Below are 24,623 nucleotides of genomic sequence, written 5' to 3'. Positions count from 1 at the left end.
TCGTTTCGAATCGGAGCTTTTATTTTGTTTGAAAACGGAAAATTCCGTCCCAATTTTCTTCCGGCGGTTTCGAAGAATACAGCTTACAACGCTTTAGATAAATCTTAGAAAGGTTGTCTCTTGCTTCTTCTCTGTAGAGTTGTTTAAAGATTTTAGAAGCTTCGTTGAACTTACCGGACTTGTATTCCGAGATTCCCTGCGATAAAAGATCGGACGTTTTCAATTTGAATTCCTTGATATCATCCGGATCGGATTCAAAAACTTCGTAAATATCGACGGGCTGATTTCTTCCCTTTACAAAGACCGTGTCGATCATTCGAATTCCGACCTCGCTCATTCGGTGAAGCTGCAAATACGTGTGATGAGAAATGAGAATTCTACTTTGATATAAGGACGTAAGAGATTGAAGTCTGGACGCAAGATTGACCGCGTCCCCGATCACGGTCGTGTCGATTCTTCGTTCGCTTCCCACCGTTCCTAAAATCAAGGAACCTGTATTGATACCGACTCCGATTTCCAAATTCCAAGGAGAAGGAATCGAAAAAATTTCCAACATCCTTCCGGATTGAACCGCATTGACCATCTTGATCGCCGACTCGACTGCATTGTCAGCGGAATTGAAATTCTCCTTTTCCACTCTTTCGTTGTAATCGGCAAAGAGCGCGAGAACTGCATCGCCTACATATTTATCCACAAAGCCGGCGGTTTGATAAACCAGATCTTCCATTTGGGAAAGATAAGAATTTAAGAATGCGATTGTCTGACTCGGTCGAATCGCTTCGGAAATGCTCGTAAAATTTCGAATATCCGAAAACAAAACGGTCATCGACTTTTCCTTGTTGTCTCCGATCGCGATCGACACGGGCGATTCCTTATCGAGTATTCGGATAAAATCCGCGGGAACAAACCGATAGAACGCATCCTTTTGATTCGATAATTCTTTGTTGAGGAGCTGCGCGTCTTTATAGAGCTGAATATATCTCGAAACAAGAATGCTGATGATCGTGATGATAAAAAGAGAATAGGCGATCTTAAAGAAAGGATAATGAAGTCCGATTATCTTAAAGATCGAATCGAGCAAATCCCAAACCGCAAAAACGATACAAGCCGCAATTCCGGCCAACATCTTCTTCGCGTCCTGTTTTTCCCTTCTTACGGTTTGAATCGAGAAGTAGAGAATATAAAACAAAAAGAAGATCATCGAAACCTGACAGACCTTCAACGCGATATGAGTCCACGAAAACGGAGAAGCCAAAATCCCTAAAAACAATCCGATGGAAAGTATCACGAATGCAAGAGGAACAATCCCGACCTTTTCCTTCGGATAAAAATATTCCTTTAGAAAGTAATAAAAAGAGGGGAGAATCAACGTCAAAGAAGCGTATTCCGCCCTAAAGAACAAAGAACTGTTCATATCGGAATTCGAGTTCACGAATTTTTGAAAGATCAAGTTCGAGGAAGAAAAGAAATACACGGAGGAAACGAACGAGAACAATCCGAAGTACAGATAATACAAATCCTGTCTTCGGGTTATATAGAAAAGTATATGATAGATTCCGAATATAAAATAGATTCCGTATAAAAAGACTTCGAAATATTCGGAAGTGGATTCGTAGATTTGCTGAAACGAGGAAATTCGATATCCGCTAGCGTGATAAAACCCGAAATGATCGTTTTGGATGTAGGGCGTTAGATTCGATTCCCCGATGAGATAGATTAGAATCGTATTCTTTCCTTCCTTCAAGGTTCCGGATGGAATCGGTAAAGTCACCGACTTTAGGGATCTTCGAATTGCCGGTGTCAAATCCTCAGTTTGTTCAGGGTGTTCCGGAAATCGTTCCTTTCGGATCAAAACTCCGTTCAAATATAACTCCCAATTTTCTCCGATATCGGGAAAATAAATCGCAGCCGGAAGTTTTAAATACTGCGATCCGGTATGAATGGGAAAGTCGATTTTAACCGTTGCATCGTGAAATCCGGATTGTTCGGGAATGCCGAACAGAGAATTTAATCCGGCTGGAAAGCTTGAAATCGTTTTCCAATCCTCGGAGACGCTTGGTTCACGTTCTTTGTTCTTTCTTTTCGTTTGTGGATTGAAAACGGAAGAATTCGATTTTTCTAATTTAGTTTTGAGATGATTGCCGAGACTCGCTTTCCATTCGGCTTGTGTAAGATCCAAAACTTCCGGATCGGAATCGGGCGCGCAGGAAATACAAATCGCTAAAATCGACGCGGTTAAAATGAGGTTTAAGATCCGGATCATGCAATCAAGATTCCATTCAAAAGATTCAGAAGAGAAGGAAATTTCTTTCCAAAACGGAAAATTAGATCACGATCACATGACGAGTTCGTCTTCACCGGCGCGAGCGACGACGATTTCACCCGCGTCTTCCAGTTTACGGATGATGTTTACGATCTTCTGCTGTGCGTCTTCCACGTCCTTGATACGAATTGGACCCATAAAGTCCATATCTTCCCGAAGCAGGTTGGCCGCACGTTTAGACATGTTTTTGAAGATTTTTTCCTGAACTTCGGTATCGACCGACTTGAGGGCTTTCGCGAGATCGGAGTTATCCACTTCCCGCATGACTTTCTGAATCGCACGGTCGTCCAAGAGAACGATATCTTCGAATACGAACATCCGTTTTTTGATCTCTTCCGCAAGCTCGGGATCTTCTTCTTCCAGAGCTTCGATGATCGTCTTTTCCGTTCCCCGGTCGACTAAGTTCAAAATCTCGACGACTGAATCGATACCACCGGCGGATGTATAATCTTCGGACGCCAAGGTCGAAAGTTTTCTTTCAAGAACCCGTTCCACTTCTCGAAGTACGTCCGGACTGACCCGGTCCATCGTAGCGATCCGTTTTGCAACTTCTGCCTGAATCGTGTGCGGTAAATTCGAAAGAATGTTCGATGCCTTTTGCGGGTCCAAATAGGAAAGAATCAAGGCGATCGTCTGAGGGTGTTCGTTCTGGATAAAGTTTAATAAGTGCTGCGGGTCCGTTCTACGAATAAAGTCGAACGGCCTTACTTGCAATGAAGAAGTGAGTCGGTTGATAATATCGATCGCTTTCTGATTTCCGAGGGCTTTTTCCAAAAGACCTCTCGCAAAGTCGATACCTCCGTTCGAGATGAATTCCTGAGCCATCATCAGCTCGTTGAATTCTACTAAGACTTTTTCTTTGTCTTCCGGAGTGATCTTGTCGAGACGCGCGATTTCGAACGTGATCTGTTCGATTTCGTCTTCTCGGAGGTGTTTGAAAATCTCGGAAGATACTTCGCTTCCGACCGCGATCAAAAAGATCGCCGCCTTCTGTCTTCCGGTAAGGTTTGTCTTTTTATTCAGCACGCCCGAGTCTACCTGTAAGAATCCTATCGGTTTAAATCGAGCATTTCAACGAAAAGATTTTTCGACAAAAGGAAGAATTTTGCGCATTCATAAACGCAATCCGCTCGATCAAAAGAGGAGATTCGGTCGATTCGAAAATCGGTATCGGATGAATCCGTGCTTTACTGCAAAACGGGATTCTCCCTTGCCCATAAAAATCGTTGGAAAACTTGACCTCCGCATACGATCAAAGAGGCTCGATTTTGGAGAAACCATCTTGAAACTCAAAGTTTATCAGTATCAAAACTGCGGCACTTGCCGCAATGCTCTCAAATTTCTTTCCGGGAAAAAGGTTGAATTGGAAGTTCTTCCGATTCGTGAAACTCCTCCGAAAAAAAACGAACTCAAAACGATGTTGAAATACGTAGGCAACGAATCGAAAAAACTCTTCAACACTTCCGGCGGAGATTACAAAGAAATGGGACTCAAGGACAAACTCGGTTCCATGTCCGTCGATGAACAATTGGAACTTCTTTCCAAAAACGGAAACTTAGTAAAACGTCCTTTTGTTCTCGGAGACGGTTTCGGCTTTGTGGGTTTTAAAGAGGAAGAATGGAAAAAACAAATTAAGTAGTTATAAATCCACCGAACTTCCGAATGTTCCCGTGCCATCCGGATCGGTCATCGTTTGAGGAACGCTCGTATATCCGGTCGCGCCCTCGGAAAAATAGAGATATACGTTTCCGACGTTCGTCCCTCCAACGGAACTCGGCGCACCGAGCAACGCATCGCTAAAACCGTCCCCGTCAATATCCGCCGATCCGATCGCCATTCCCATTTCACCCAAGTTCACGGAATTCGTTAAAGAGTTCAAAGAAGTCGAACTGATTCCGCCGGTGTTCATGGATAAAAAAGTCAAAACAATCCCTTGATTGGGAAAAGCGCCCGTATATGTATAACCGCCTCCGAAGAGATCCAAGAATCCATCGCCGTTGATGTCACCGGTCCCTACAGATGTTCCAGTCGCAGAAGCGGCAACGCCGACGATGGGACTGTTCATGACGTTGGAAAGAATTCCCACATTGGAACTATAAATATAAATTTTTCCGGGTGAACCGGCAAAGCTCGGTTCTTGATACGCGCCGACGATCATATCGGAAAGACCGTCCCGGTTGATATCCGTTGCAAAAATGGAATTCGCGTACCACTGATTCGATGTCGTTCCCGGAAATGTTTGAGAGTAAGTCGTATAATTGTTTCCTTGGGAAAGATATACGAAACTGGCCCCAAGCTGCGACGAACCGACAGCAGCGATCATCGCATCGGCTCGACCATCTCCATCCACATCGCCGAGCGAGACCGCATAACCGTAAAATTGCGTGCTTCCTGCAACGGCCGGATTGTTCAATTGCTGTTGAAAGGAAACGCCTTGCCCGATGATCCCGTTGGATAAAAACGTATAAACGTTTCCGATATTCCCCGCATTGTACGGCGAACCGACGACCAAATCGGAAAAGCCGTCCCCGTTGATATCGCCGACCGTTAAATTAAGAATTCCGTTTCCAACCGTCGTCGGACTGGTGCTTGTCGTGGAAAGACCCGGGGCGGATGGACCTTTGGAAAGATATAATGCAAAGTTGGAGCCGGCGCCTGCGGCCGCGGCATCCGCATATCCGTCTCCGTCAAAATCACCGAGCACGACGGAATAACCGAGTCCGCTCGCGCCGTTGACGGTAGTAACCGCGGAACTTAAACTGCGGTTCTTTCCGAGAGAAAGATAAGCTCGTACTTTGTTTGCAGCTTGCGAACCGATCAATGCGTCCGGATATCCATCTCCGTCTATATCTTTATTGTTTCCTTTCTGAACCGAAATGGAAACCGGCAAAGAGGTATTCGAACCTAAAACCGAGCGAGCCGAGATCGTATGCAAACTCCAATCTTTCCAAACTCCCGTAGAAGGAATTGTGGACGGAACTCCGGCCGCGGGAAGTTGAAATTTCCATTGTGTGCCGGAGATCTGCGCGTCTAAGAACGGACCGCCATCCAAAGAAACCTGAACTCCCGACATACTCGCATTCATTTCTCCGATCAAGAATCCAGTGTTCAAAAGCGATTTGGAACTCAGATTCAAAATTTTCGGTTGAGGCAAACCGATCTGCGCCCCGCAAACGCTTGCGTTTCCGGAAACGATCACATTTAAAAACAAGGTTTTATAAAAGAGAGAACCGCTTATATCGCAAGCGTTCTCCATGGATTTGACGGAACAATGATAGAAGAACGGAAGAGCGCAGAGAAGGTAAAAAAATCGGTTCATGAAAATGCGCTCACCAACGTTGATTCATCCATATTATCGGATGTCGTATTAAAAACAGACGAAACTCTTGCGACTTTCTATACTTTTTTCAGTTTTTGATTTCGGGAAAATACTTTCGGAAAGAATTTTTTTCTTAGAACGGGGTTGAATGAAGAACCGGTTTATCAGCGGATCAAAACGGATTACAAAAGTTCGGCGCCTTTCCCTTCCCGGAGGATCGTCATTTGGTCTCCGGTGACGTCCAAGATCGTCGATAATTCGACTTCCACAATTCCACCGTCAATGATCGCTTCTACGCGGGAACCGTAAATGTCCTCAAGCGATTCCACTTCGATGATAAACTCGTCATTTGCGAAAACGGACGTAGAAGTCAAAGGATTCGGATGAATCTTCATCAATTCTTGTAAATAGACCGCATCCGGAATTCGAATTCCGATTTGTTTTTCCTTCTGATTGGAAAAGGAAACACGGGGAAGATGTTTGTTTGCCCGCGTGATAAACGTAAACGGACCGGGGGTGATTTTTTTCATCAAACGAAAAGCGTCATTCGGCAAATATTCGATGTAATTCGAAGCCACGGAGATATTCGGACAAATCAGAGAGAGAGGCTGGTTTTTCGGGATATTCTTCAGATCATATAATTTTTCGACGCCCGTCTTGGATTGCGAATCGGCGACGAGCGCGTAAACCGTATCGGTCGGGAAGATATAAACCTTTCCCTCCAACAGTTTGTCCGAAATCTGTTGGAGTTTTCTTTTTTCCGGATTGATCGGGTGCAGGGAAAGAATCATGAATATTAGACTGCTTCAAAGCCCGGCGGTGATTCCCCCGTCGACGACGATTGTTTGTCCGGTAACATACGCAGAAGCGTCGCTCGCAAAATAAATCGCGGCTCCGACCAGATCCTCCGGTTTTCCGAGCCTTCCCATCGGGATCGCGTTCAACATTTGTTCCATTACATCGGGTTTTTCTTTAATCATCTCGGTCATATCCGTGTCGATAAAACCCGGACAAATCGCATTCACACGATAACCGGAGCCGATCCACTCGACCGCAAGCGCGCGCGTCATATTGATCACTGCGCCTTTCGTTCCGGAATATACCGAAGCGAATTTGGTTCCTCTCATTCCTAGAATAGATGCAATATTGATAATATTCCCGCCCTTTTTTTTATGAATCTTGTAGTAAGCCGCACAAGCTCGAAACACGCCGGTAAAGTTGGTTTGAATGATGGATTCGATCTCGTCTTCTTTTAAAAAGGCGGCGGGTTTATTGGATGCGATCCCGGCGTTATTCACCAACACGTCGAGTTTGCCGTGTTCTTTTACGATCGATTCGATGATCGGAGCCATCACATCCGGTTGACGAATATCGGCCGCAAACCCTTTGATTCCGGAGCCTTCGAATTTTTTGATGGATTCTTCCGAAGAACCGGTTCCGTAAACGATCGCTCCCGCATTTTTAAAACCTTCCGCGAAATGTCTTCCGATCCCGCGAGTGGATCCGGTTACGAGAACCGTTTTGCCTTTAACGTTGAATAAATCGCTCAATGGATCACTCCTGATTGTAGTTTGGTTTTACCGGATAACAAGGCCGGATTTCTTCGATGGATTCGCCGCCGTTTTCAATCGATGGTTTTTTTCCCCGTTCCGTATCGAACGTACGGATGAGTTTCCGGGAATCGATTCGAATATTTTTTCCGAAGTCCGAACTTGTGTCCTTTGTTTTTTCTTTTTTAGGTTTTTTTTCCGAATACGGATCGAAGATTTCAGTTCCTTTTTCCTCTTTTTCGATCGTGAGATCGTCGACGAGAACGTCCCGATTGACGTAATGCGTTCCGTCGCTTTCATACGTGTTGTGTAACGGATCACAATCGAACATATCGATCTTGGTGATGATCTTATCGCAGAACAGAAGATATTCCTTACAGAAATATTGGAACGCGGATTCTTTAACTCGATCGAAACTTCCTCTTCGACAGGAAGAGAACGTAAAAAGAATCAACAGAAGAACCGGAATTTTATTAAAGCGCGAAAGAATCATCATGACCGTTGCAATATTAAGGTTTTGTTTTATTCGGAGCGGCTGGATTTTGGGGAGAATCGGAATTTTTCGACTCATTCTCCTTTTGCAGTTTTCCTGCGGAAATGCCCAATCTCCATTCGTAGGATTTGAGTGTTTTTACTCTGTCCTTTTTTCTTTCTTCTTCCGCTTCGGAATTCAATCGTCCTTCCGCGTCGTCCCAGTAAATCAATTCTTCCGATTTGAGATAATCCGTATCGAGAATCCTGTTTTTGGAAATCTTATCGGAAAGTGAAAGCGTAGAATCTTCGCTTTTTCCCAAAAGAATTTTAGCCTGATATAAAGCCAGAAGCGATTGTTTTTGATAGTAAAGCGCCGCTGTTCGTTCTCCCTTTTCCAACTCTTTTGTAGAGGTTTTGGAAGTTTCCCCGAAACGAACATAATATTTTTCTAATACGGGAAGAATCGCACGATTTTTGTTTTTTCCGTCCAATCGAATCGCTACGATTTGAGGAGCCAATTCCTGACCGAGTTGAATCGTTCTATTTTCGTAATCCTTGCGAATTGTTTCTTCCAAAGGAACGATCGTTTTAAAGATGTTTTCAAACGCGGTGGTAGCATTTCCATATTCAGCTTTGATGTACAAAGTTTCTGCCTGACCGTAGTCGGAAGCAAGTTTATCCAAATCCTGCTTTTTACCGAAGTTCAAGAGAGAAATGCGGATTCCTTTCAAACCGAGATACGCTTTTTTTCGAATCGATTCGAGCTTTCCGGTTTCAATCAATTCTCGATCGGATTGAATCTTTTGTTTGTCTTTCGGATCCTTCGTTTCAATCGAAGCGGTTTGCGCAAAAATCGAAATGTTACAAGTAAGAACGGTTAGAAATAATGCGAATCCGAGTTTCATCCGGGAAGTAAGCCGATTCTTTTTCATCCTTACCAATATCGACAGGAAAACGGGTGCAAAGCAAGGCTTTTCTCAAACTGTGGATCTATGATCGTTCTCAGATCCAGGTCCCCGCGTAGAAAATATGTCCTGGAATCTTTGGATCTTGATTTTAGGGTCGAACCGGAGGACGTGGATGAAACCGCGTTCGAAGGCGAAAGTCCTCTCGAATATCTCAAACGAATCTCATTGGCAAAGTTAGGAACTCGTTCCGAAAACGAGCTTTTGATTTCCTGCGATACGATCGTCGTCCTAGACAATCGAATTCTCCAGAAACCCGAAAACGTTTCCGAAGCGATGGAAATGCTCGGAAGACTTTCCGGCAAATCGCATCTGGTTTATTCGGGTTTAGGAATTTACGATCGAGGACTTGAACAATTCGCGTTCGATTCTTCCCGAGTTCAATTTCATACTTGGAACAACGATCAAATCCGAAACTACATCCAAACGTATTCTCCGTTTGATAAGGCAGGAAGTTACGGGGTTCAAGATAAGGAAGGACCGGTTTTCGGTTTTGAAGGATCGTATACGAACATCCTCGGTTTTCCGATCCGAATGTTCTTTCAATACCACGAGCTTTGGAAGAAATATTTAAAAGGAAATCACGCGTAAAAGTCGATCAAACTCCCGCGGGTTGTGGGCTGATCGACTTTCGGCGGAGAAGCTAGATTCTTTCCTGGAAAACTACGGTCTGCTACGAAATCCTCTCGACGCACCGGTTCCACGGCCTGCACTTTTCCACCCATACGAGCCGGGCTGACGTACGTCAAAGCCTCGTTCGGAAAAGAAATCCTCTGGACTCCGGAACTGATATTCATATTCTAATCTTCGGAGAATCGATCCGACAGCTTAATCGATTCTTCGGATTTTTTAGAGAACCGAAACGATTTCCGGCTTTAACAGAATGGCGACCAAAACCAAAGAATATAAAAATTCCATAGAATTCCTGCACGAATTTTCGAAAGCGTTGCCGCAGATCGTTTTCGTCGCAGCGAAAGAATCCTATGAGTTCGAAATTCTTGCGGAGAAGTATAAGGAAGCGATCCGTAAAACGGGCGAACCGTTCGAGATCGTAATTTTCGTTTCCGAGCCGGGCGACTTTGAACGATTTCAATCCGAAGCGTTCAACTTGGATATGTTTTCGAACCGGAAATTATTCATCATCAAATCGGGATTGGAATTTTTTAAACCGATCTCCGGCGGTAAAGGAAAGAACAACGAATCGCTTCAAAAACAATTTTCGAACTTTCCGGATTCGATCCAACTTTTGGTTCACTACAACCACTGGGAAGTTCCAAGCAAGGTTTTGCAGATCTTCGGTGGAAAAGCGAATCTGATTAAAACGAAAAATTTTTATCCGAACGAAACTCGAGGCGGCTTATTACAGGCTTGTAAGGAAATCGGAGTTCAACTCGACGAAGACGCGATGGACGAGTTTCTTCATAAAATTCCTCCTTCGATGGGCGCGTATCTCCAATCTCTTTCCAAACTCAAACTCTATCTCGTAAAAAAAACCTTCACCAAACAGGACGTAGAAGACGTTTTATTATTCAGCGGAGAATTCAATTCTTCCGGGCTTGTGGATTTTTTTATGGAATCCGATCGGATTCGTTTTTTCAAAGAATTGAGAAAATTTCAAAGCGGGAAAGATTCGTTACTGCTGTTTTTTATGCTCTTAAAGGAAAGAATCGATCAGCTCCGCAAATACAAAATCATTTCGAAAAAGTACGAATCGACTCTTTCGGACGAAGAATTTTACGAATACCTCGATATTCAATCCTACAGTCCCGCAAGGAAGAATTTCGTACGGAATCGTCTTCGAAAAGAAGCGACTTTCTTTTCCGATAAGATCATCGGAGAACTTTATGATTTTATGATAGAGATGAACATCCGAATCAAGACCGGTTCGGAAAAGGAAGGGGCGGAATTTTATTTCAATCGACGGATGGAGGATTTTTTCCTTCAGCTTCGCCGGAAAGACCGAATTCTATAATCTTTCTGTAAATCGTCCTTTCCGAAATCCCGAGAATTCTTGCGGCCTTTTCACGGTTTCCGTTAACAAGGATAAGATTCTTTTTGATGATTTCCCGTTCGTAATCCCTCAAAGGAATTCCCGTTTTGACTTCGATGAACTCGGGATAAACATAGGAGGTTTCGAACATTTGCGGCGGAAGATGTTTTACGTCCAGAACCCGGACCGCAAACAAAGAAACCATACTTTCCAAAAGATTCTTCAATTGGCGAACGTTTCCCGGAAAATCGTAGTTTAGTAAAAGCTGAACTAGTTTTTCACTGAGACGAACTTCCTTCCGTTTGTATTTTTCGGAAAGAGTTTCGAGAAAGTGTTTAATCAAAAGGGGAATGTCCTCTTTTCGTTCACGCAGATCGGGAAGATCCAAACGGAAATTGGAAATTTCAAAGTAGAGGGATTCGAGGATTTGTCCCGCATCCAGTTTCTGTTTCCATTCTTTGCCGGACAGGAAGATAAAGCGCGAATTGGATCGGTTTTCACGCAGTCGCTTTAGCAAAAATGCCTGAAGTTCTTTCGGGAAATCGTGGAGGTCTTTTAAAACGAAGTAAGTGTTTTGATCGTCGGAAAGAATCGAATTCAACGCAGCTTCGGTTTCAACGCTTTCGCAATCGAAAACGACAACTTTTGGATTTTCACCGGATAGATTCGCGATCAAAGAAGAAACAAAGGTTTTACCGCTGCCCGGACCTCCCGTTACAAAGAGGGGCATTTTATTCTGAGACAACGACTTGAGTCGATTCAAGATCTTAATCGAATTCGAAGCATTGCTGATAAAAATGTGTTCTTCGGAATCCATGATCCTACAAAAAGTTTATAATCCTTTGACCTGGAGAACTTTACCTCGGACTATACAATCGAAAGAACTTTTATTCGTATTCTGAAAATAATTTCTTACTTGAATCGGCGTACATTCCAGAATTTGAGAGGGAGAAGTCTTATACGTTTCGGTTAGATTCGCAACGTTCGAAACTCCGTCTACGGAACCTCCTGATGGAACATAAGTCGTCAGATATGCGATCTGTTCGTCGACCTGCGGCGCCTTTAATCCCATCGGCAACGAAATCCAAAACGCTTTTTCCCCCGATTTTACCAAAACTTCGGCGCCGCCTTCGCTCTTAGATTCATCCTTAAACACAGCTTGGGAAAGCAAAAAGGAAAGATTGTCCTGCAAAGGTTCTGCAGCGAGAATTTTCTCTCCGGTCAGATCGGAATAGATTTCGGTAAAATTCAAAGGGTTGATCGATTCGGATTCCGCATATTTACCCGAATACGAAACCTTATTCAAAGAAGATTCTGCGACCGTTTGACTCGATGTTACGTCCGCATATGTATAGTAGATCTGTCTTCCCCGGAAAAGCAGGGTTTTGGAATCCTTTGCGGTACTGACGCGTCGGAAGTACGTAATATCGAAGAAATTTCCTTTCGATAGAATTCCTTTGTAAAACTGAGTTTGCATAACCGAAAAATAGGGAGCGGTGAATACCTTGATTCCGTAACCTGAGGATTGTAGGTCTTGAATTGCGGACGACAATGTAGGATTCGGAATTTTTCCTTTTGCATTCGTTAATATGATTATGTCGTGAACGCCTTGAAATTTATTTCCAGACTGCAATAATGTTCTTCGCACACTCAAAAGCGCTTCGGATAGATCTTCCAAGCTGGTTTTTCCGAATGATTTTAAACCTGCAATTTGAGAGCGAAGGTCGTTCAATGATGTCGCTTTCGGAAGAATCGAAACTTTTCCTTCTCCGAACGTAACGATCCGAATTCCGGTCATCGAATCCCAAGACGCGTTTTTTATAAACTGAATCAGTTCCTCTCTTTCTCTTTGAAACGAAGGGGAAAGATCGATTACGAAAATAAATTCTTTTGAAATTTGTTTAGACGAAGAATTCGAAATTTGCCTTTTTTTAGCGGGAATCCAGGGAAAGGAGCGTTCCGTCATGGATCGCATTAAATAGAAAAGATCGTTTTTTTCCGTAAGATGAAGTTCATCCAATTGCTTTTGTGCACAATTGTAGACGACGCGATCCAAAGAGATATTGTTTTGGAAAGCAATTTCATCCCGAACTAAAAAGTCCGCACGGATCTCGGAACAAACTCTATAGAAGTCTTCTTTACCGAAACGAGCGTTTCTAAATTTGTTAAAAATTTCCTTATCCGGTATTCTTTCCGTCGTATCAACCTTTGCTCGCAAAAGCAAGTTTGCGTAAAACGCGCCAAATTTGGAAATTTCTTGCGATCTGTCGTCGATTCTTTCCAAAGTCGCCGGCAAATTTCCGTCCACCTTACCCGGAAGGAAAATTATACTCGTGGAGAAGAGCGGTTGAGTCACGAAACATAGAAAAAAAAATAAATTTCTGAACATGGATGACTTAGTGCGTCGCAAATCGGTTTTATAATTTAATATGAGAATTCCTCGATTCAAAGCAACTCATTAAAAAATGAGTTGCATAAACTCCGTGAAGTATTAGTTTTTTTCATTTAGTAGATCAAGGAGAAAATAATGATCAATAGACTTATCGCTCTATCTGTAGCAACTATGATTTTTGCAGCTTGCTCCAGCACTGACACCGGACAAAAAGACGCAACTTCTGTAGGTGATGGTGGTTGGACATTCGAAGGATGGGGTGGACCTCCAGAACAAAGAAACGACGGAAAAACACCAAGAGATACTAATCCAAAAGACTGGTACTATATTAAATTTTCCTCCAGAGCATCCGCTAAAGCTGTAGCTAAGAAAAGCCAGGCTATGATGCAATCAACCTGCCGCGAAGCTTCCAGACTTCAAGGTGCGTCTGACGTTGTGAAAAAGATGGTTGGTGAAACCGTAGAAGCAGCTTCCGGAGTATCCGATGGTGAAGCAACTGCATCCGTAATCGTTTCTCAATCTCAAGGTGTTGTAAAAGGAGTTGGGGTTTACGAGTGTAAAGCAACGGGTTCCGGATCCGATCCAAAAGACATTTCTAAAGACAACTGGGAAGAATGTCAGTGCGTAATTTACGCAAAATTTCCTGGTGGAAAAGACGCTCTCGTTGCGAAAGCACAAGAGGTTTCCAACAAACAATAATAAGCTGAGTTATAAAAAGCTTATTTTGCTTACAAACCCCGCCTCAACAGCGGGGTTTTTTATTTCTTGGTGAAGGATCTAGCAAAAATCAGAAACGTTTCATTGAGGTTTTTCTGAAACCTCAATCGGCAGAAGGTTTAATTACTGAAGAACGATCCCGAACTTTGCGGCAAGGGTGTTCACATCCGCGTTGAATTCATCCTGTTTTAACGCTGCCTTTTTCAAAGATTCAGTCGCAACTTGGATGATCTTATTCTTTTCCTCGTCCGAAACGGAGTTATATCTGGAAAGCTCCTGGCTGGATTTTTTCAGAAGTTTAACCGTTTCTCCCAAAAGAGCGTCCTTGCTTAAAGAAGCGGATACCGTTTTGATCCAAACGTCGTAGTAATTGCTTAGCTTATCTTCCGTCAAAATGGAATCGTAACAAGTCACTTTGGAAAATTCTCCGATGACTTCCTGTTCCAAACAATACATTCCTCGTTTTAGCTTGCCTTTCGTATTTGCCGTAATAGTCGGTTTTACAAATGCGTCATCCGAGTCGTTCAGAACGAAATAAACGTTTTCGGAGAAATTCTTAACGGGCGCATACCCTTCTTTGTTTTCTACGGTTTTGACTTTGATGAATGTTACGGTGGACGTTCCTTTCTTCGTTGCGACTTCAGCATCGACGGTTTCCAAACCGGTTACTTCTTCCATTCCGTAAACAAGACTGACTTGATCTTCCTTTTTATCCGAACCAGGGACTTTATAAATCCACTGATCGAAATTCGCAAATCGGGTTCCTAAGATTTGCGCTTCCTGCTTCTTTTCTTCCTTTTTACATCCGATCATGATCAGCAATGCAAAAGAAAGAAGTAAGAAGAACTTTATTTGTTTCATACAGCGTTTCTCCGTTTCTCGAAGTTTTTAAGCTCGCGGAGAATTTAGTCAAGAAGAATGTTCGCTCCCCTGCGTTAAGAGATCCATGCGGGGTCACGTTATTTCTGAATAGGAAAAGCAGCAACGATCGGTCGAAACAATAACTTGACCTCTGCGATTCGACCCGCAGAGAGATTGCCGAGTTTACGGAGAGCCCGGCCGCGAAGCGGCAACGCCCTTCTTTTTGCGATGACTTACACGCCAATAAATGCGTTGCGTCTTTTGTCGGAAAGTAGAACGTCTTCGAAACGATTCCATTCCTTAAGTTCCAGCAATTCGGATTTCCAGGAAGGATTGAATTCAAGACCGGATAAATATTTCACGAGATGTTTTCGAAATAGAACAAGACCGAATTCTTCTCCGAAGTCTTCGACCATCCAACCGAGGTGTTTTAAAATCACGGCGGAGATTTCGTTCCAGGACAAATCTTCTTTTTTGATTTCGGAAAAAATCCAAGGATTCCCGATCGCGTTTCTTCCGATCAAAACTCCGTCGACACCGTATTCTTTGATTTTAAAATTCGCTTCCTCGAAACTTTTGATGTCTCCGTTTCCGAAAACGGGAATCTTTACGTTCGTTTTTACTTCGGCGATCGCATTCCAATCCGCCAAACCGGTATAAGCCATTTCTTTTGTACGGCCGTGAACCGTTAGCGCATCCGCTCCCGATTCTTGGAGAATTTTTGCGACTTCCACGTAATTGCGATTTTCGGAATCCCAGCCGATTCGAATCTTTGCGGTGACCGGAACGCTCACGCGTTTTTTCATCGCTTCGATGATCTTTCCGGCTAACACGGGTCTACGAAGAAGTCCCGCGCCTGCTCCTCGCAGAGAAACTTTACGAGTGGAACAACCCATATTCAAATCGATGATGTCCGGCCGTAATTCTTGGATGATTTCAGCGGCTTCGGCGATGATCTCCAAACGATTGCCGAAAATTTGAAACGTAACCGGACGTTCCTCCGGATCAAAACGAAACATCTTCAGCGCCTTCGGTGCGCGGTGAACGATTTCGTCCGTATTTACGAATTCCGTATAAGAGAATGCAGCGCCGAATTCTCTACAGATTTTGCGCGTCGGAGAATCGGAAATTCCCGCCATGGGAGAAAGAGAAATTCTCCCCGGGATCGAGACGTTTCCGACTTGAATCATAGGATTAACTTTCTCCGAGAACCGTAAAATCTTGCACCTTATCGTTGTCCTTCAAGTCCACGATCCGTACGCCGACAGCGGTTCTACCTAATTTAGAAATATCGAATGCGTTGATTCGGATGGTCATTCCTTGTTGAGTAATCAGGATGATTTCGTCTTCGCTTCCGACGGAACCGGTTCCAACCGAGAATCCGTTTTTATCGGTAACTTTGAGATAGGCCATTCCCTTACCGCCTCTTCCTTTTGCGGCGAACTCTTCGAAGCCGAGCCGTTTTCCGTAACCTTCTTCGGAGACGACGAAAATATCCTCTCCTTCTTTGAACTTGCTAAGCCCTACGATCGCGTCGTCTTCCGAGAGTCTCATACCGGTAACGCCGCTTGCGGTTCTTCCCTGCGCTCGAATGCTATTCCCTTCGATACGAAGCGCCAATCCTTTTCTGGAGAAGATCATAACTTCGTCCTTGTCTTCGATCGCTTCCACTTTGATCAAGTCATCTCCGTCCCTGAGTCCGATCGCGATAATGCCGGATTTTTTTACGTTGGAAAACTCTTTCAGCTGAATTCGTTTAATAAAACCGCGTCTTGTGACGAGAAGAAGATCCTTTTCCATATCCTCTTCGCGGAATGTAAACACGGAAGAAACGTATTCATCTTCTCTCAGATTGATGATCGCTTTGAGCGATTTTCCACGCGCTTCTTTGGACGCGATCGGCAACTCATAAGCTTTCATCACGTAAACTTTTCCGATATTCGAAAAGAACATGATGCTATCGTGAGTCATCGCGGCCTTCATGATTTTAATGACGTCGTCTCGTTTTTGAGAAAGGCCTTGGATTCCCTTTCCGCCGCGTTTTTGCCGTTTGAACGTATCGATCGGAAGACGTTTGATGAACTGATCGTACGTGATTTGTATTACGATTTCTTCGTCCGCTATCAAGTCTTCCGCGTTAAACGAAGAACTTTCGATACTTTCAATGGAGATTTCGGTTTTTCTTTTGTTTCCGTATTTATCGCCGACTTCTTGCAGTTCGGTGCAAACGATTTCGTTTACGCGAGAAGGTTTCGCGAGAATATCCTTTAAGTCCACGATCAATGCTCTTACTTCTTCCAATTCGTCGATGATCTTTTGAACTTCGAGAGATGTAAGTCTTTGCAATCTCATTTCCAAGATCGCGTCCGATTGAACTTCGGAAAGACTGAATCGGATCATCAATTGTTGTTTCGCTTCCGGCGGATTTTTGGAAGCGCGAATTACCTTGATCACTTCTTCGATATTTTCGAGAGCGATCTTCAATCCTTCCAAAATATGAGCGCGTTTTTCCGCTTTATCAAGATCGAATTGAGTTCTTCTTACGATTACTTCTCGTCGGTGTGCTGCGTAAGCAGTTAAGATTTCTTTAATATTAAAAATCTTAGGTTTGTTATCAAGAATCGCGAGCATCGTGATTCCGTAACTCACCTGAAGTTGGGTCATCTTATAAAGCTGATTGAGAATGACCTGAGCATTTGCGTCTTTTTTAATATGAATTTCGACTCGAATCCCTTTCCGATCCGAAAGATCCAGAATTTCGGAAATTCCTTCGATCTGTTTTTCGTTAACAAGATCACCGATTTTTTCCAGAAGAACTTTCTTGTTTACCTGATACGGAATTTCGGTGACTACGATCACTTCTCTTCCGTTTTTCTTCTCTTCTATCTCAACTTTGGAGCGGATTCGAATGGAACCTTTTCCGGTCGTATAGGCGGAAATCAAACCTTCTCCGCCGATGATGATTCCGGAAGTCGGGAAGTCAGGGCCGGGAATGATTTTCAAAATTTCTGGAATCGTAATTTCCGGATTACGAATCACCGCGATCACCGCGTCGATCGTCTCCTTCAGATTGTGCGGAGGAATATTCGTCGCCATTCCCACCGCGATTCCGGAAGAACCGTTTACGAGTAGGTTCGGAAAGTTTGCGGGAAGAACATCCGGCTGCTGTTTCGTATCATCATAGTTAGGCGAGAAGCTTACCGTTTCCTTTTCGATGTCGCGTAATAATTCTTCCGCAACCTTTTCTAATCGAGCTTCCGTATATCGGTAAGCCGCCGGGTTATCACCGTCGATCGAACCGAAGTTTCCTTGTCCGTCGATCAAAGGAACGCGCAAAGAAAAATCCTGCACCATTCTTACAAGGGCTTCGTAAACCGAAGCGTCCCCGTGCGGGTGGTAGTTACCGATCACTTCCCCCACGATCTTAGCGCACTTAACGTAAGGACGATCGCTTCTCCATGCGCGTTCGTTCATTGCGTGAAGAATTCTTCTGTGAACCGGTTTTAAACCGTCTCTCACGTCTGGGAGCGCACGGCCGACGATCACGGACATCGCATATCCGAGATATGCTTCTTTCATTTGATCTTCGATTTCTACGGGAATAACACGTACGCCGTTTTTCAACGCATCAGCGATATCTGGTTTTCCGGCGATATTATAACTCAGGACTTTTGTTTCGTTTTCCATCTCTTGACTCATTTCGAAATTCCCTTCGGATCAAAGATCCAAGTTTGCGACTTTAGCCGCATTGACTTCGATGAACTGCTTTCTCGGTTGAACTTCGTCGCCCATCAGAATGTTGAACGTCTCTTCCGCTTCCACGAAATCATCCAACTTTACTTTCAGTACGACCCGATTGGAAGGATCCATCGTAGTTTCCCAGAGTTGTTCCGGATTCATTTCACCGAGACCTTTGTATCGCTGAATGACTACCTTTTCCGTTCCGACCGTTTTTAATAATTCCTCTTTTTCTTTATCCGAGTAAACGTAAGTCGAATTCTTACCGTGTTTGATCAGATATAAAGGCGGCTGTGCTACATAGAGATACCCCTTTTCGATCACAGGACGCATATAACGGAAAAAGAATGTAAGTAGAAGCGTGCGAATGTGTGATCCGTCGATATCCGCGTCGGTCATAATCATGATTTTATGATAACGGATTTTATCGATGTTGAATTCGTCCTCGCCGATTCCCGTTCCCAAAGCGGAAACCAAGACTCGAATTTCTTCACTGGAAAGAATCTTGTCCAATCTCGCTTTTTCTACGTTGAGAATTTTTCCTTTGAGAGGAAGAATCGCCTGTGTGTTTCGATCTCTTCCTTGTTTAGCGGAACCGCCTGCGGAATCACCCTCGACCAGATAAATCTCCGAAAGAGCGGGATCTTTTTCGGAACAATCCGCAAGTTTACCGGGAAGCCCCCCTCCTTCGAGAACCGTTTTTCTTCGGGTCAAGTCTCGCGCTTTACGAGCGGCTTCTCTGGCCTTTGCGGAAAGAATACATTTTTCTAATATCTTTTTTGTGATGTTCGGATTTTCCTCAAAGAACAAAGTCAAACCTTCCGAACTCAAGGTTTGCATAATCCCTTTGATCTCCGCGTTTACCAGCTTCTCTTTCGTCTGAGAATTGAACTGAGGCTGAGGGATCTTAATCGAGATAACCGCGGTTAAACCTTCCTTTACGTCCTCGCCCGAAAGACCGGTCGGGTGCTTTTTGGAAAGAACCGTATCTTTTTTTAAGAAGTCGTTTAACGTTCTCGTGAGCGCTGCGCGAAATCCTTCTAGGTGGGTTCCACCCAGGTTATTGTTGATGTTATTGGTAAAACAAAAAATGTTTTCGGTATAAGTTTCGGAATATTGAATCGAGATTTCGGCCAAAACATCGTCTTTATTTCGTTCAAAGTGAATGACCTTGTGCATCGGATGTTTGTTTTCGTTGATATGTTCCACGAAAGAAACGATCCCGCCGGAAAACTGAAATTCGTTCCGTAATAAATTCTCCCCTTCGGAACCGCGTCTGCGGTCTTCCACGATCAAAACCAATCCTTTATTCAAAAATGCTAATTCTCTGAACCGCGCGGAAAGAACGTCGAATTGAAAATCGACCGTGGTAAAAATGGAAGAATCCGGCTTAAAGCGGACGATCGTTCCTCTTTCCGAAGATTCTCCTTTTGCTTCTACGGGAGAAACGGGAACTCCTTTCTCGTATTTCTGGGTATAAAATTTTCCTTTCTGATGAACTTCGACTTCCAGATATTCGGAAAGTGCGTTTACGACGGAAACCCCTACCCCGTGCAAACCTCCGGAAACTTTATAAGCGTCGTTTTCAAACTTACCGCCCGCGTGAAGGATGGTCATAACGACTTCGATCGTAGATATTTTTTTATCGGGGTGAATATCGACGGGAATTCCCCGGCCGTTATCCTTAACCTCGATGATGTTATCCGGTAAGATGCTGATTCTAATTTCGGTACAATGTCCGGCCATCGCTTCGTCGACGGAGTTATCGACTACCTCGTAGACCATTTTGTGAAGTCCGGTTTCATCCTGGGTTCCGATATACATCCCCGGACGCTTTCTAACAGCTTCTAGACCTTCTAAAATTTTGATCTGACCGGCGCTGTAGCTTGCTTCTTCTTGGCTCATTATTTTCGGACCTCAGGAATAGTTTTCCTGAAATCCATACGGAGGCAAGGAAATTCATCGAGTTATCAAAGATATTGAAGAATCTCTAAGTAGCGTTTTTTAACTTCGGGATCGGTTTCTTTTTCAAGAATGGCGATTAAATCTTCTTTGCCTTCTAAGCCTTTTTTTTCCTTGGTTTCCACGGAAGACGAAGGGTAAGAAGCGCTCAGTTTACCGATGGAAATTTCGATCGAACGAACCGTTCCTTTACCGAGGAATCGCGCCGACTCTCTTAGAATACGATTCTGCAAAAAAAGTAATTCTTGTTTATAAGCGTTATGGGAAACGAGAATTCTCAACTTACCGAATTGGATCGAATTGACTTCGGAGTGAGAGGCAAAGACCGGACCTACGATTTCTTTCCAACGATTACGAAGCGTGTGAAGGGAAATCTTTTCCTGAAGATTCTCCTCCGTGATTCCCATCTGATTTAAGATGGAACGGAATTCCGACGTTTCGATTTTTTTGGATGAAATGAGGTCGTCTTTCATTCGATGGGTTGAACCGTTCCTTGACGGATCATAAAGATCTGCTTTTGATCTTCAAGTTTACCGACATAATCTTGAATTCCTTCCAAATCCGTGGTCGTAAAAAAAGCTTGGCCCGCATTGATTACAAGATCCACGAAATATTCCCTTCGTTTTACGTCGAGTTCCCGAATTACGTCGTCGATGAGTAAAACCGGAGTCGTATTTAGAACGTTTTTATAATAATTGAACGTGGCCGCTTTTAAAGCAATTACCGTACTTCTTTTCTGACCTTGTGAACCGAACTCGGTGATGTCGCGATCCGCCGTGCCTATAAAAAGATCGTCTCGATGAATTCCTACCGAGGTATAACCCAAACGAAGATCTCTTCCGAGATTGCGTCCGATTTTTTCGGAGAACTCGGCTTCGTCTCGCACGTTCGGTTTGTATGTAAGTTCCAAACCGTCCCGTCCGCCGCTCAGTTTATCCAGATTCGTCTGATAATACGAATTCAATTCGCCAACGATCTCTTTCCGTTTATTCAAAATCAGAACGCCTTTTTCGATCAGCTTTTTATCCCAGATGGACAAATGAGAAGCGTCGGAAGTTCCCGTTTTCAAAAGAGCGTTTCTGTGTTTTAAGATTTTATTATATTCAAGGAGGGAATCGAGATAATACGGATCGAATGAGGATATAAAAGCGTCGATGAATTTTCTTCTTTCCGCCGGACCGCCTTCTATGATTTTCAAATCCATCGGAGTCAACAAAACGGTGATAAATTTACCGATCAGATCGGTTCTTTTTTTGACTTCTTCCTGATTGAATTTTAATTTCCGTTTAACGCTCGGTTTTGCTGTAAATCCGATTTCTAAAACGGATTCCTTTTGATTTTCCTTGATTCTTCCTCTAAGAAAATAATTCTCAGAACCCCATCGAATCAGATTGGAATCTTCGGACTCGCGAAAACTTTTCAGCCACGACAACATACAAATGGCTTCGAGAAGATTCGTTTTTCCTTCTCCGTTATCGCCCACAAAAAAAATAAGCCTGGAATCGAAATCCAGGCTCAGTTCTTCGTGACTTCTAAAATTTTGAAGCGTGAGATGTTTTAAAAACATTCCTTACAACTTCATCGGCATAATCACCGAAATAAATTCCGGATCGGAAGGATCTTTGAAAATCACGGGAGAACTTGAATCGGAGAATTCGATCTTCACCTCGTTGTCGTCGATGGAACGGAAAATATCCATGAGGTATTCTCCTTTGAATGCGATCGTAACTTCGTCGCCGGAATATTCGATCGGTTTATTGATGCTCGCTTCCGAAGCGCCGAGTGTTTGAGCGAACAAGTTCAAATTGTTTTTACTGAATGTCAACCTTACTTGACGAGAAGGTTCTTCCGCGGCGGTTAAAACTTGTCTCAGAGAAACTTGAAATTCTTCCTTATTGATGCTTGTGGAGAATTTCGTACTTTTTGGAATGACTTGTTCGTAATTCGGAAAGTTTCCTTCGATCAGCTTACATAACAATTCTATGTTATTTGCGGAAGCGTAAATTTGACTGTCGATCAAACCGATGTTGCCGGTTTCGGAGGTCGCTATCATTTTGGAAATTTCACGGATCGCTTTTGCAGGAACGATGATGGAATCCTTGAACTGCAAAGGAGAGGGAAGATTTCTTTCGATTTTGCAAAGTCTTCTTCCGTCCGTTCCAACGAAGATCAATTTATTTCCGTCGGGAATCATATAAAGACCGTTAAAGATAAATCTTTGATCCTCGTGCGCGATCGCATAAGATGTTTTGCGGATCATGTCGTTTATCAAATTACTCGGAAAGGAAGACACTTGAGAAGGATTCACTTTCGAAATCGTTTTGATTTCTTCCGCATCCATTCCGCTGATTTTTGATTTATAGTCGTTTTTACCGGATGCGTCCGTGATATAAGCAATCGAAGAGTCACCGTCGGATTCTTCCAAAGATAGAGTGGTTTCCTCGAAGTGAATCGTTTTGAAAAAACTTGAAAGTTGTTTAGCAGGTAACGAAATACTTCCTGCTTGCATCACTTCGGCAGGCACGGATGTTTTAATCGAAATTTCAAGATCGGTCGCGGAAAGGAATACTTCCTTACCTTCGGCTTCTATTTTAAGATTTGATAATACAGATTTTATTTCTCTCGCGGAGATTACACCTTCCACTGCGTGAATCGCTTTTAAGAATTCCGATGTATTGACTTTGATTTTCAATTTGTCTCTCCTAGATTCTTTCTTAATTAAATAGATTTTTATTATTGTACAGTAGTAGGAGTAGTACCTGTAAATATGTACATAAATTTCTATTCCTAAAGAATACGGAAATATGTCTCATTTTTTTTGAAAAGAGAATTTTCTTTTCAGACATAATTCTTGTTCATTTTCTTCTATGAAGCGACAGTAATTTTGCATTATGTCTTATTTACAGATTTATTGATCTTTTTCTTCGATATTTTTATGGTTTATGAACAGTTTATTTACAGTAAATAAAACTGACAATGAACCGTAAAAAGAATTCGGTCTTACTGAAGTTTATATTTGGAGCTGATGCGCTCCACTAAAAACCGCATTTCCTTATTGTTGGAAAGAAGTTCCTCGGCTTTGCGGACACCGTGAATCACGGTCGTATGTTGTGTTTGGAACAATCTTCCGACCTGCGATTTATTCACCTTAAAGATACTGTGCAACAAGTAAAAGCAGATATGGCGCGGAACGATAAGTTCCTTCTTTCTGCTTTTACCCATAATTTCGGCGGCGTTCAAATTGAATTCTTTTGCGACAGATTCAATGATTCGATCGTGGGAAAACTCCACGTTCTTCTTCCGATACAAACGGTTTTTTACGATTTCCTTAACCTTATCCAAGTTAAGGAAAAGAAGAGAATAGGATTTTTTATAAAGATAAATATCGTTGAGAGCGCCGAGTAGAAGTCTCGTATCTTCTTCGATTTGATCCGCTAAAAAATCGAGAATATCCTCGCTCAAACCGAGATCCATAATCTTAGAATGATGACTTACGATTCCTTTTCGAATCTCACGATCCGGATATTGAATGTCAGCTTGAACCCCGGTTACAAATCTGGATTTTAATCTTTCATGGATTGCAAGCTCGGAACTCGGGCGATCGGATGCGATCACTATTTGTCTCTTTCTTTCAAAAAGAAAGTTGAACAAAGCGAAGAATTCATCCTGCGTTTTCTCCGCATTTGTGGAAAGAAGTTGAATGTCATCTACGAGAAGACAGTTGTAAGACTGGTATTTCATCTTAAAACTTTCAATGAGTTCCCTCGATTGAAGTGCAAATCGGAACTCGTTCATAAAGGATGAGATGTCAACGTAACAAACCGTTTTCCAAGGATCCTTCTTTACAAGTTCCGAACCGATCGCGTGAAGTAAATGAGTTTTACCGACTCCGACGCTTCCGAACAAATACAGCGGATTGATTTCGGCGGGTTTGCGCACACATTCTTTAGCCGCTGTGAAGGCGAGGCGATTACAATCGCCTACGATAAACGTTTCGAAAGTATAATCCGGATTGAATTGAAAGTCTTTTTGATCGAAAGATTTTTCCAGAATCGTTTGAAGCGGAGAAGCGGCCTTTGTTTCGATTAGAATCTCTACGGGAATCTTATCACCGCAAGCTTCCAAGATCGCGTTTTCAATGATGTTTTGATATTTTCTTTCGACGTGTGTTTTGATCGTCGCAGAAGGAGCGATGATCGTACATTTTTCTGAGTTAAGCGTCTCTAATTTAAGAGTATCGATGAAGCGTTCATAGTATTGAGGAGAGATTTTTTTAGATACTTCCTCCAAAATTTTGTTCCAAACAAGGTTCAACGCTTCCTCCAAAAATAA

General features: G+C 43.1%; 22 protein-coding genes. 4 read left to right on the top strand and 18 right to left on the bottom strand.

Annotated features, from left to right (window positions below):
* Positions 1-19: 19 nt before the first annotated feature.
* A complete protein-coding gene (locus LFX17_RS00110; protein WP_238744557.1) occupies positions 20-2,263 on the bottom strand; it encodes an adenylate/guanylate cyclase domain-containing protein in 2,244 nt (747 codons plus the stop codon).
* Positions 2,264-2,335: 72 nt separating this feature from the next.
* The gene (gene fliG, locus LFX17_RS00105; RefSeq protein WP_069605674.1) at positions 2,336-3,349 is read right to left on the bottom strand and encodes a flagellar motor switch protein FliG; all 1,014 of its coding nucleotides are present in this window, start codon (positions 3,347-3,349) and stop codon (positions 2,336-2,338) included.
* 256 nt (positions 3,350-3,605) lie between these two features.
* On the opposite strand from fliG, the gene LFX17_RS00100 reads away from it, so the two are divergent.
* Complete coding sequence (locus LFX17_RS00100; protein WP_238728292.1) at positions 3,606-3,962, top strand: arsenate reductase family protein; 357 nt, start codon at positions 3,606-3,608, stop codon at positions 3,960-3,962.
* Here the strand turns inward: LFX17_RS00100 and LFX17_RS00095 are convergent, their stop codons facing one another.
* The 5 genes from LFX17_RS00095 to LFX17_RS00075 all read right to left on the bottom strand — a co-directional run bounded on the left by LFX17_RS00095 (position 3,963) and on the right by LFX17_RS00075 (position 8,598).
* The gene (locus LFX17_RS00095) at positions 3,963-5,642 is read right to left on the bottom strand and encodes an FG-GAP and VCBS repeat-containing protein (protein ID WP_238744556.1); all 1,680 of its coding nucleotides are present in this window, start codon (positions 5,640-5,642) and stop codon (positions 3,963-3,965) included. It abuts the gene before it with no gap.
* 182 nt (positions 5,643-5,824) lie between these two features.
* Entirely contained in the window at positions 5,825-6,433 is a 609-nt protein-coding gene (locus LFX17_RS00090) for an L-threonylcarbamoyladenylate synthase (protein WP_238728290.1), read from the bottom strand.
* Between the two features lie 15 nt (positions 6,434-6,448).
* Positions 6,449-7,192 carry an SDR family NAD(P)-dependent oxidoreductase gene (locus LFX17_RS00085; RefSeq protein WP_118954490.1) on the bottom strand — a complete coding sequence of 248 codons (744 nt, stop codon included), beginning with the start codon at positions 7,190-7,192 and terminating at the stop codon, positions 6,449-6,451.
* A 4-nt stretch (positions 7,193-7,196) separates the two neighbouring features.
* Positions 7,197-7,688 (bottom strand): hypothetical protein, encoded by a 492-nt coding sequence (locus LFX17_RS00080; protein WP_406600464.1) that lies wholly within the window; start codon positions 7,686-7,688, stop codon positions 7,197-7,199.
* Between the two features lie 13 nt (positions 7,689-7,701).
* Entirely contained in the window at positions 7,702-8,598 is an 897-nt protein-coding gene (locus tag LFX17_RS00075; protein ID WP_238744555.1) for a hypothetical protein, read from the bottom strand.
* Positions 8,599-8,658: 60 nt separating this feature from the next.
* Here LFX17_RS00075 and LFX17_RS00070 point away from each other — a divergent pair, with 60 nt between their 5' ends.
* Positions 8,659-9,222, top strand: coding sequence for a nucleoside triphosphate pyrophosphatase (locus tag LFX17_RS00070; protein ID WP_238744554.1), 564 nt, complete (start codon positions 8,659-8,661; stop codon positions 9,220-9,222).
* Here LFX17_RS00070 and LFX17_RS00065 read toward each other — a convergent pair.
* Positions 9,213-9,428: a hypothetical protein gene (locus LFX17_RS00065; protein ID WP_238728287.1), complete on the bottom strand. Its 216-nt coding sequence runs from the start codon at positions 9,426-9,428 to the stop codon at positions 9,213-9,215. The two genes, LFX17_RS00070 and LFX17_RS00065, sit on opposite strands and share 10 nt — an antisense overlap.
* 86 nt (positions 9,429-9,514) lie before the next feature.
* On the opposite strand from LFX17_RS00065, the gene holA reads away from it, so the two are divergent.
* On the top strand, positions 9,515-10,603 hold the full coding sequence (gene holA / locus LFX17_RS00060) for a DNA polymerase III subunit delta (RefSeq protein WP_238744553.1): 1,089 nt from the start codon (positions 9,515-9,517) through the stop codon (positions 10,601-10,603).
* On the opposite strand, the gene LFX17_RS00055 is transcribed toward holA, so the two are convergent.
* On the bottom strand, positions 10,545-11,438 hold the full coding sequence (locus tag LFX17_RS00055; protein WP_238728285.1) for a helix-turn-helix domain-containing protein: 894 nt from the start codon (positions 11,436-11,438) through the stop codon (positions 10,545-10,547). The two genes, holA and LFX17_RS00055, sit on opposite strands and share 59 nt — an antisense overlap.
* 15 nt (positions 11,439-11,453) lie before the next feature.
* Positions 11,454-13,010, bottom strand: coding sequence for an LIC10012 family protein (locus LFX17_RS00050; RefSeq protein WP_238728284.1), 1,557 nt, complete (start codon positions 13,008-13,010; stop codon positions 11,454-11,456).
* Between the two features lie 138 nt (positions 13,011-13,148).
* Between LFX17_RS00050 and LFX17_RS00045 the strand changes: the two genes are divergently transcribed.
* A complete protein-coding gene (locus LFX17_RS00045; RefSeq protein WP_118954498.1) occupies positions 13,149-13,712 on the top strand; it encodes a lipoprotein LipL21 in 564 nt (187 codons plus the stop codon).
* Between the two features lie 141 nt (positions 13,713-13,853).
* On the opposite strand, the gene lenA is transcribed toward LFX17_RS00045, so the two are convergent.
* The 8 genes from lenA to dnaA form a co-directional block, all read right to left on the bottom strand.
* Complete coding sequence (gene lenA, locus LFX17_RS00040; protein WP_238728283.1) at positions 13,854-14,591, bottom strand: lipoprotein LenA; 738 nt, start codon at positions 14,589-14,591, stop codon at positions 13,854-13,856.
* 233 nt (positions 14,592-14,824) lie between these two features.
* On the bottom strand, positions 14,825-15,781 hold the full coding sequence (dusB, locus tag LFX17_RS00035) for a tRNA dihydrouridine synthase DusB (protein WP_238728282.1): 957 nt from the start codon (positions 15,779-15,781) through the stop codon (positions 14,825-14,827).
* Between the two features lie 4 nt (positions 15,782-15,785).
* Positions 15,786-18,290, bottom strand: a complete 2,505-nt coding sequence (gene gyrA / locus LFX17_RS00030) for a DNA gyrase subunit A (protein WP_238728281.1) — start codon at positions 18,288-18,290, stop codon at positions 15,786-15,788.
* Between the two features lie 18 nt (positions 18,291-18,308).
* Positions 18,309-20,234, bottom strand: coding sequence for a DNA topoisomerase (ATP-hydrolyzing) subunit B (gyrB, locus tag LFX17_RS00025; protein WP_238728280.1), 1,926 nt, complete (start codon positions 20,232-20,234; stop codon positions 18,309-18,311).
* Positions 20,235-20,299: 65 nt separating this feature from the next.
* Positions 20,300-20,764: a DciA family protein gene (locus LFX17_RS00020; protein WP_118954503.1), complete on the bottom strand. Its 465-nt coding sequence runs from the start codon at positions 20,762-20,764 to the stop codon at positions 20,300-20,302.
* The gene (gene recF / locus LFX17_RS00015; protein ID WP_238744552.1) at positions 20,761-21,858 is read right to left on the bottom strand and encodes a DNA replication/repair protein RecF; all 1,098 of its coding nucleotides are present in this window, start codon (positions 21,856-21,858) and stop codon (positions 20,761-20,763) included. The genes LFX17_RS00020 and recF overlap by 4 nt, the downstream gene beginning before the upstream one ends.
* Positions 21,859-21,861: 3 nt before the next feature.
* Positions 21,862-22,983 (bottom strand): DNA polymerase III subunit beta, encoded by a 1,122-nt coding sequence (dnaN, locus tag LFX17_RS00010; RefSeq protein ID WP_238728277.1) that lies wholly within the window; start codon positions 22,981-22,983, stop codon positions 21,862-21,864.
* Between the two features lie 308 nt (positions 22,984-23,291).
* Positions 23,292-24,623: chromosomal replication initiator protein DnaA (gene dnaA / locus LFX17_RS00005; RefSeq protein ID WP_238728276.1), on the bottom strand; the 1,332-nt coding region annotated here is incomplete at its 5' end.

Source organism: Leptospira sanjuanensis, assembly GCF_022267375.1.
Classification (GTDB): domain Bacteria; phylum Spirochaetota; class Leptospiria; order Leptospirales; family Leptospiraceae; genus Leptospira; species Leptospira sanjuanensis.
This window is presented reverse-complemented; position numbering and strand designations above follow the sequence as displayed.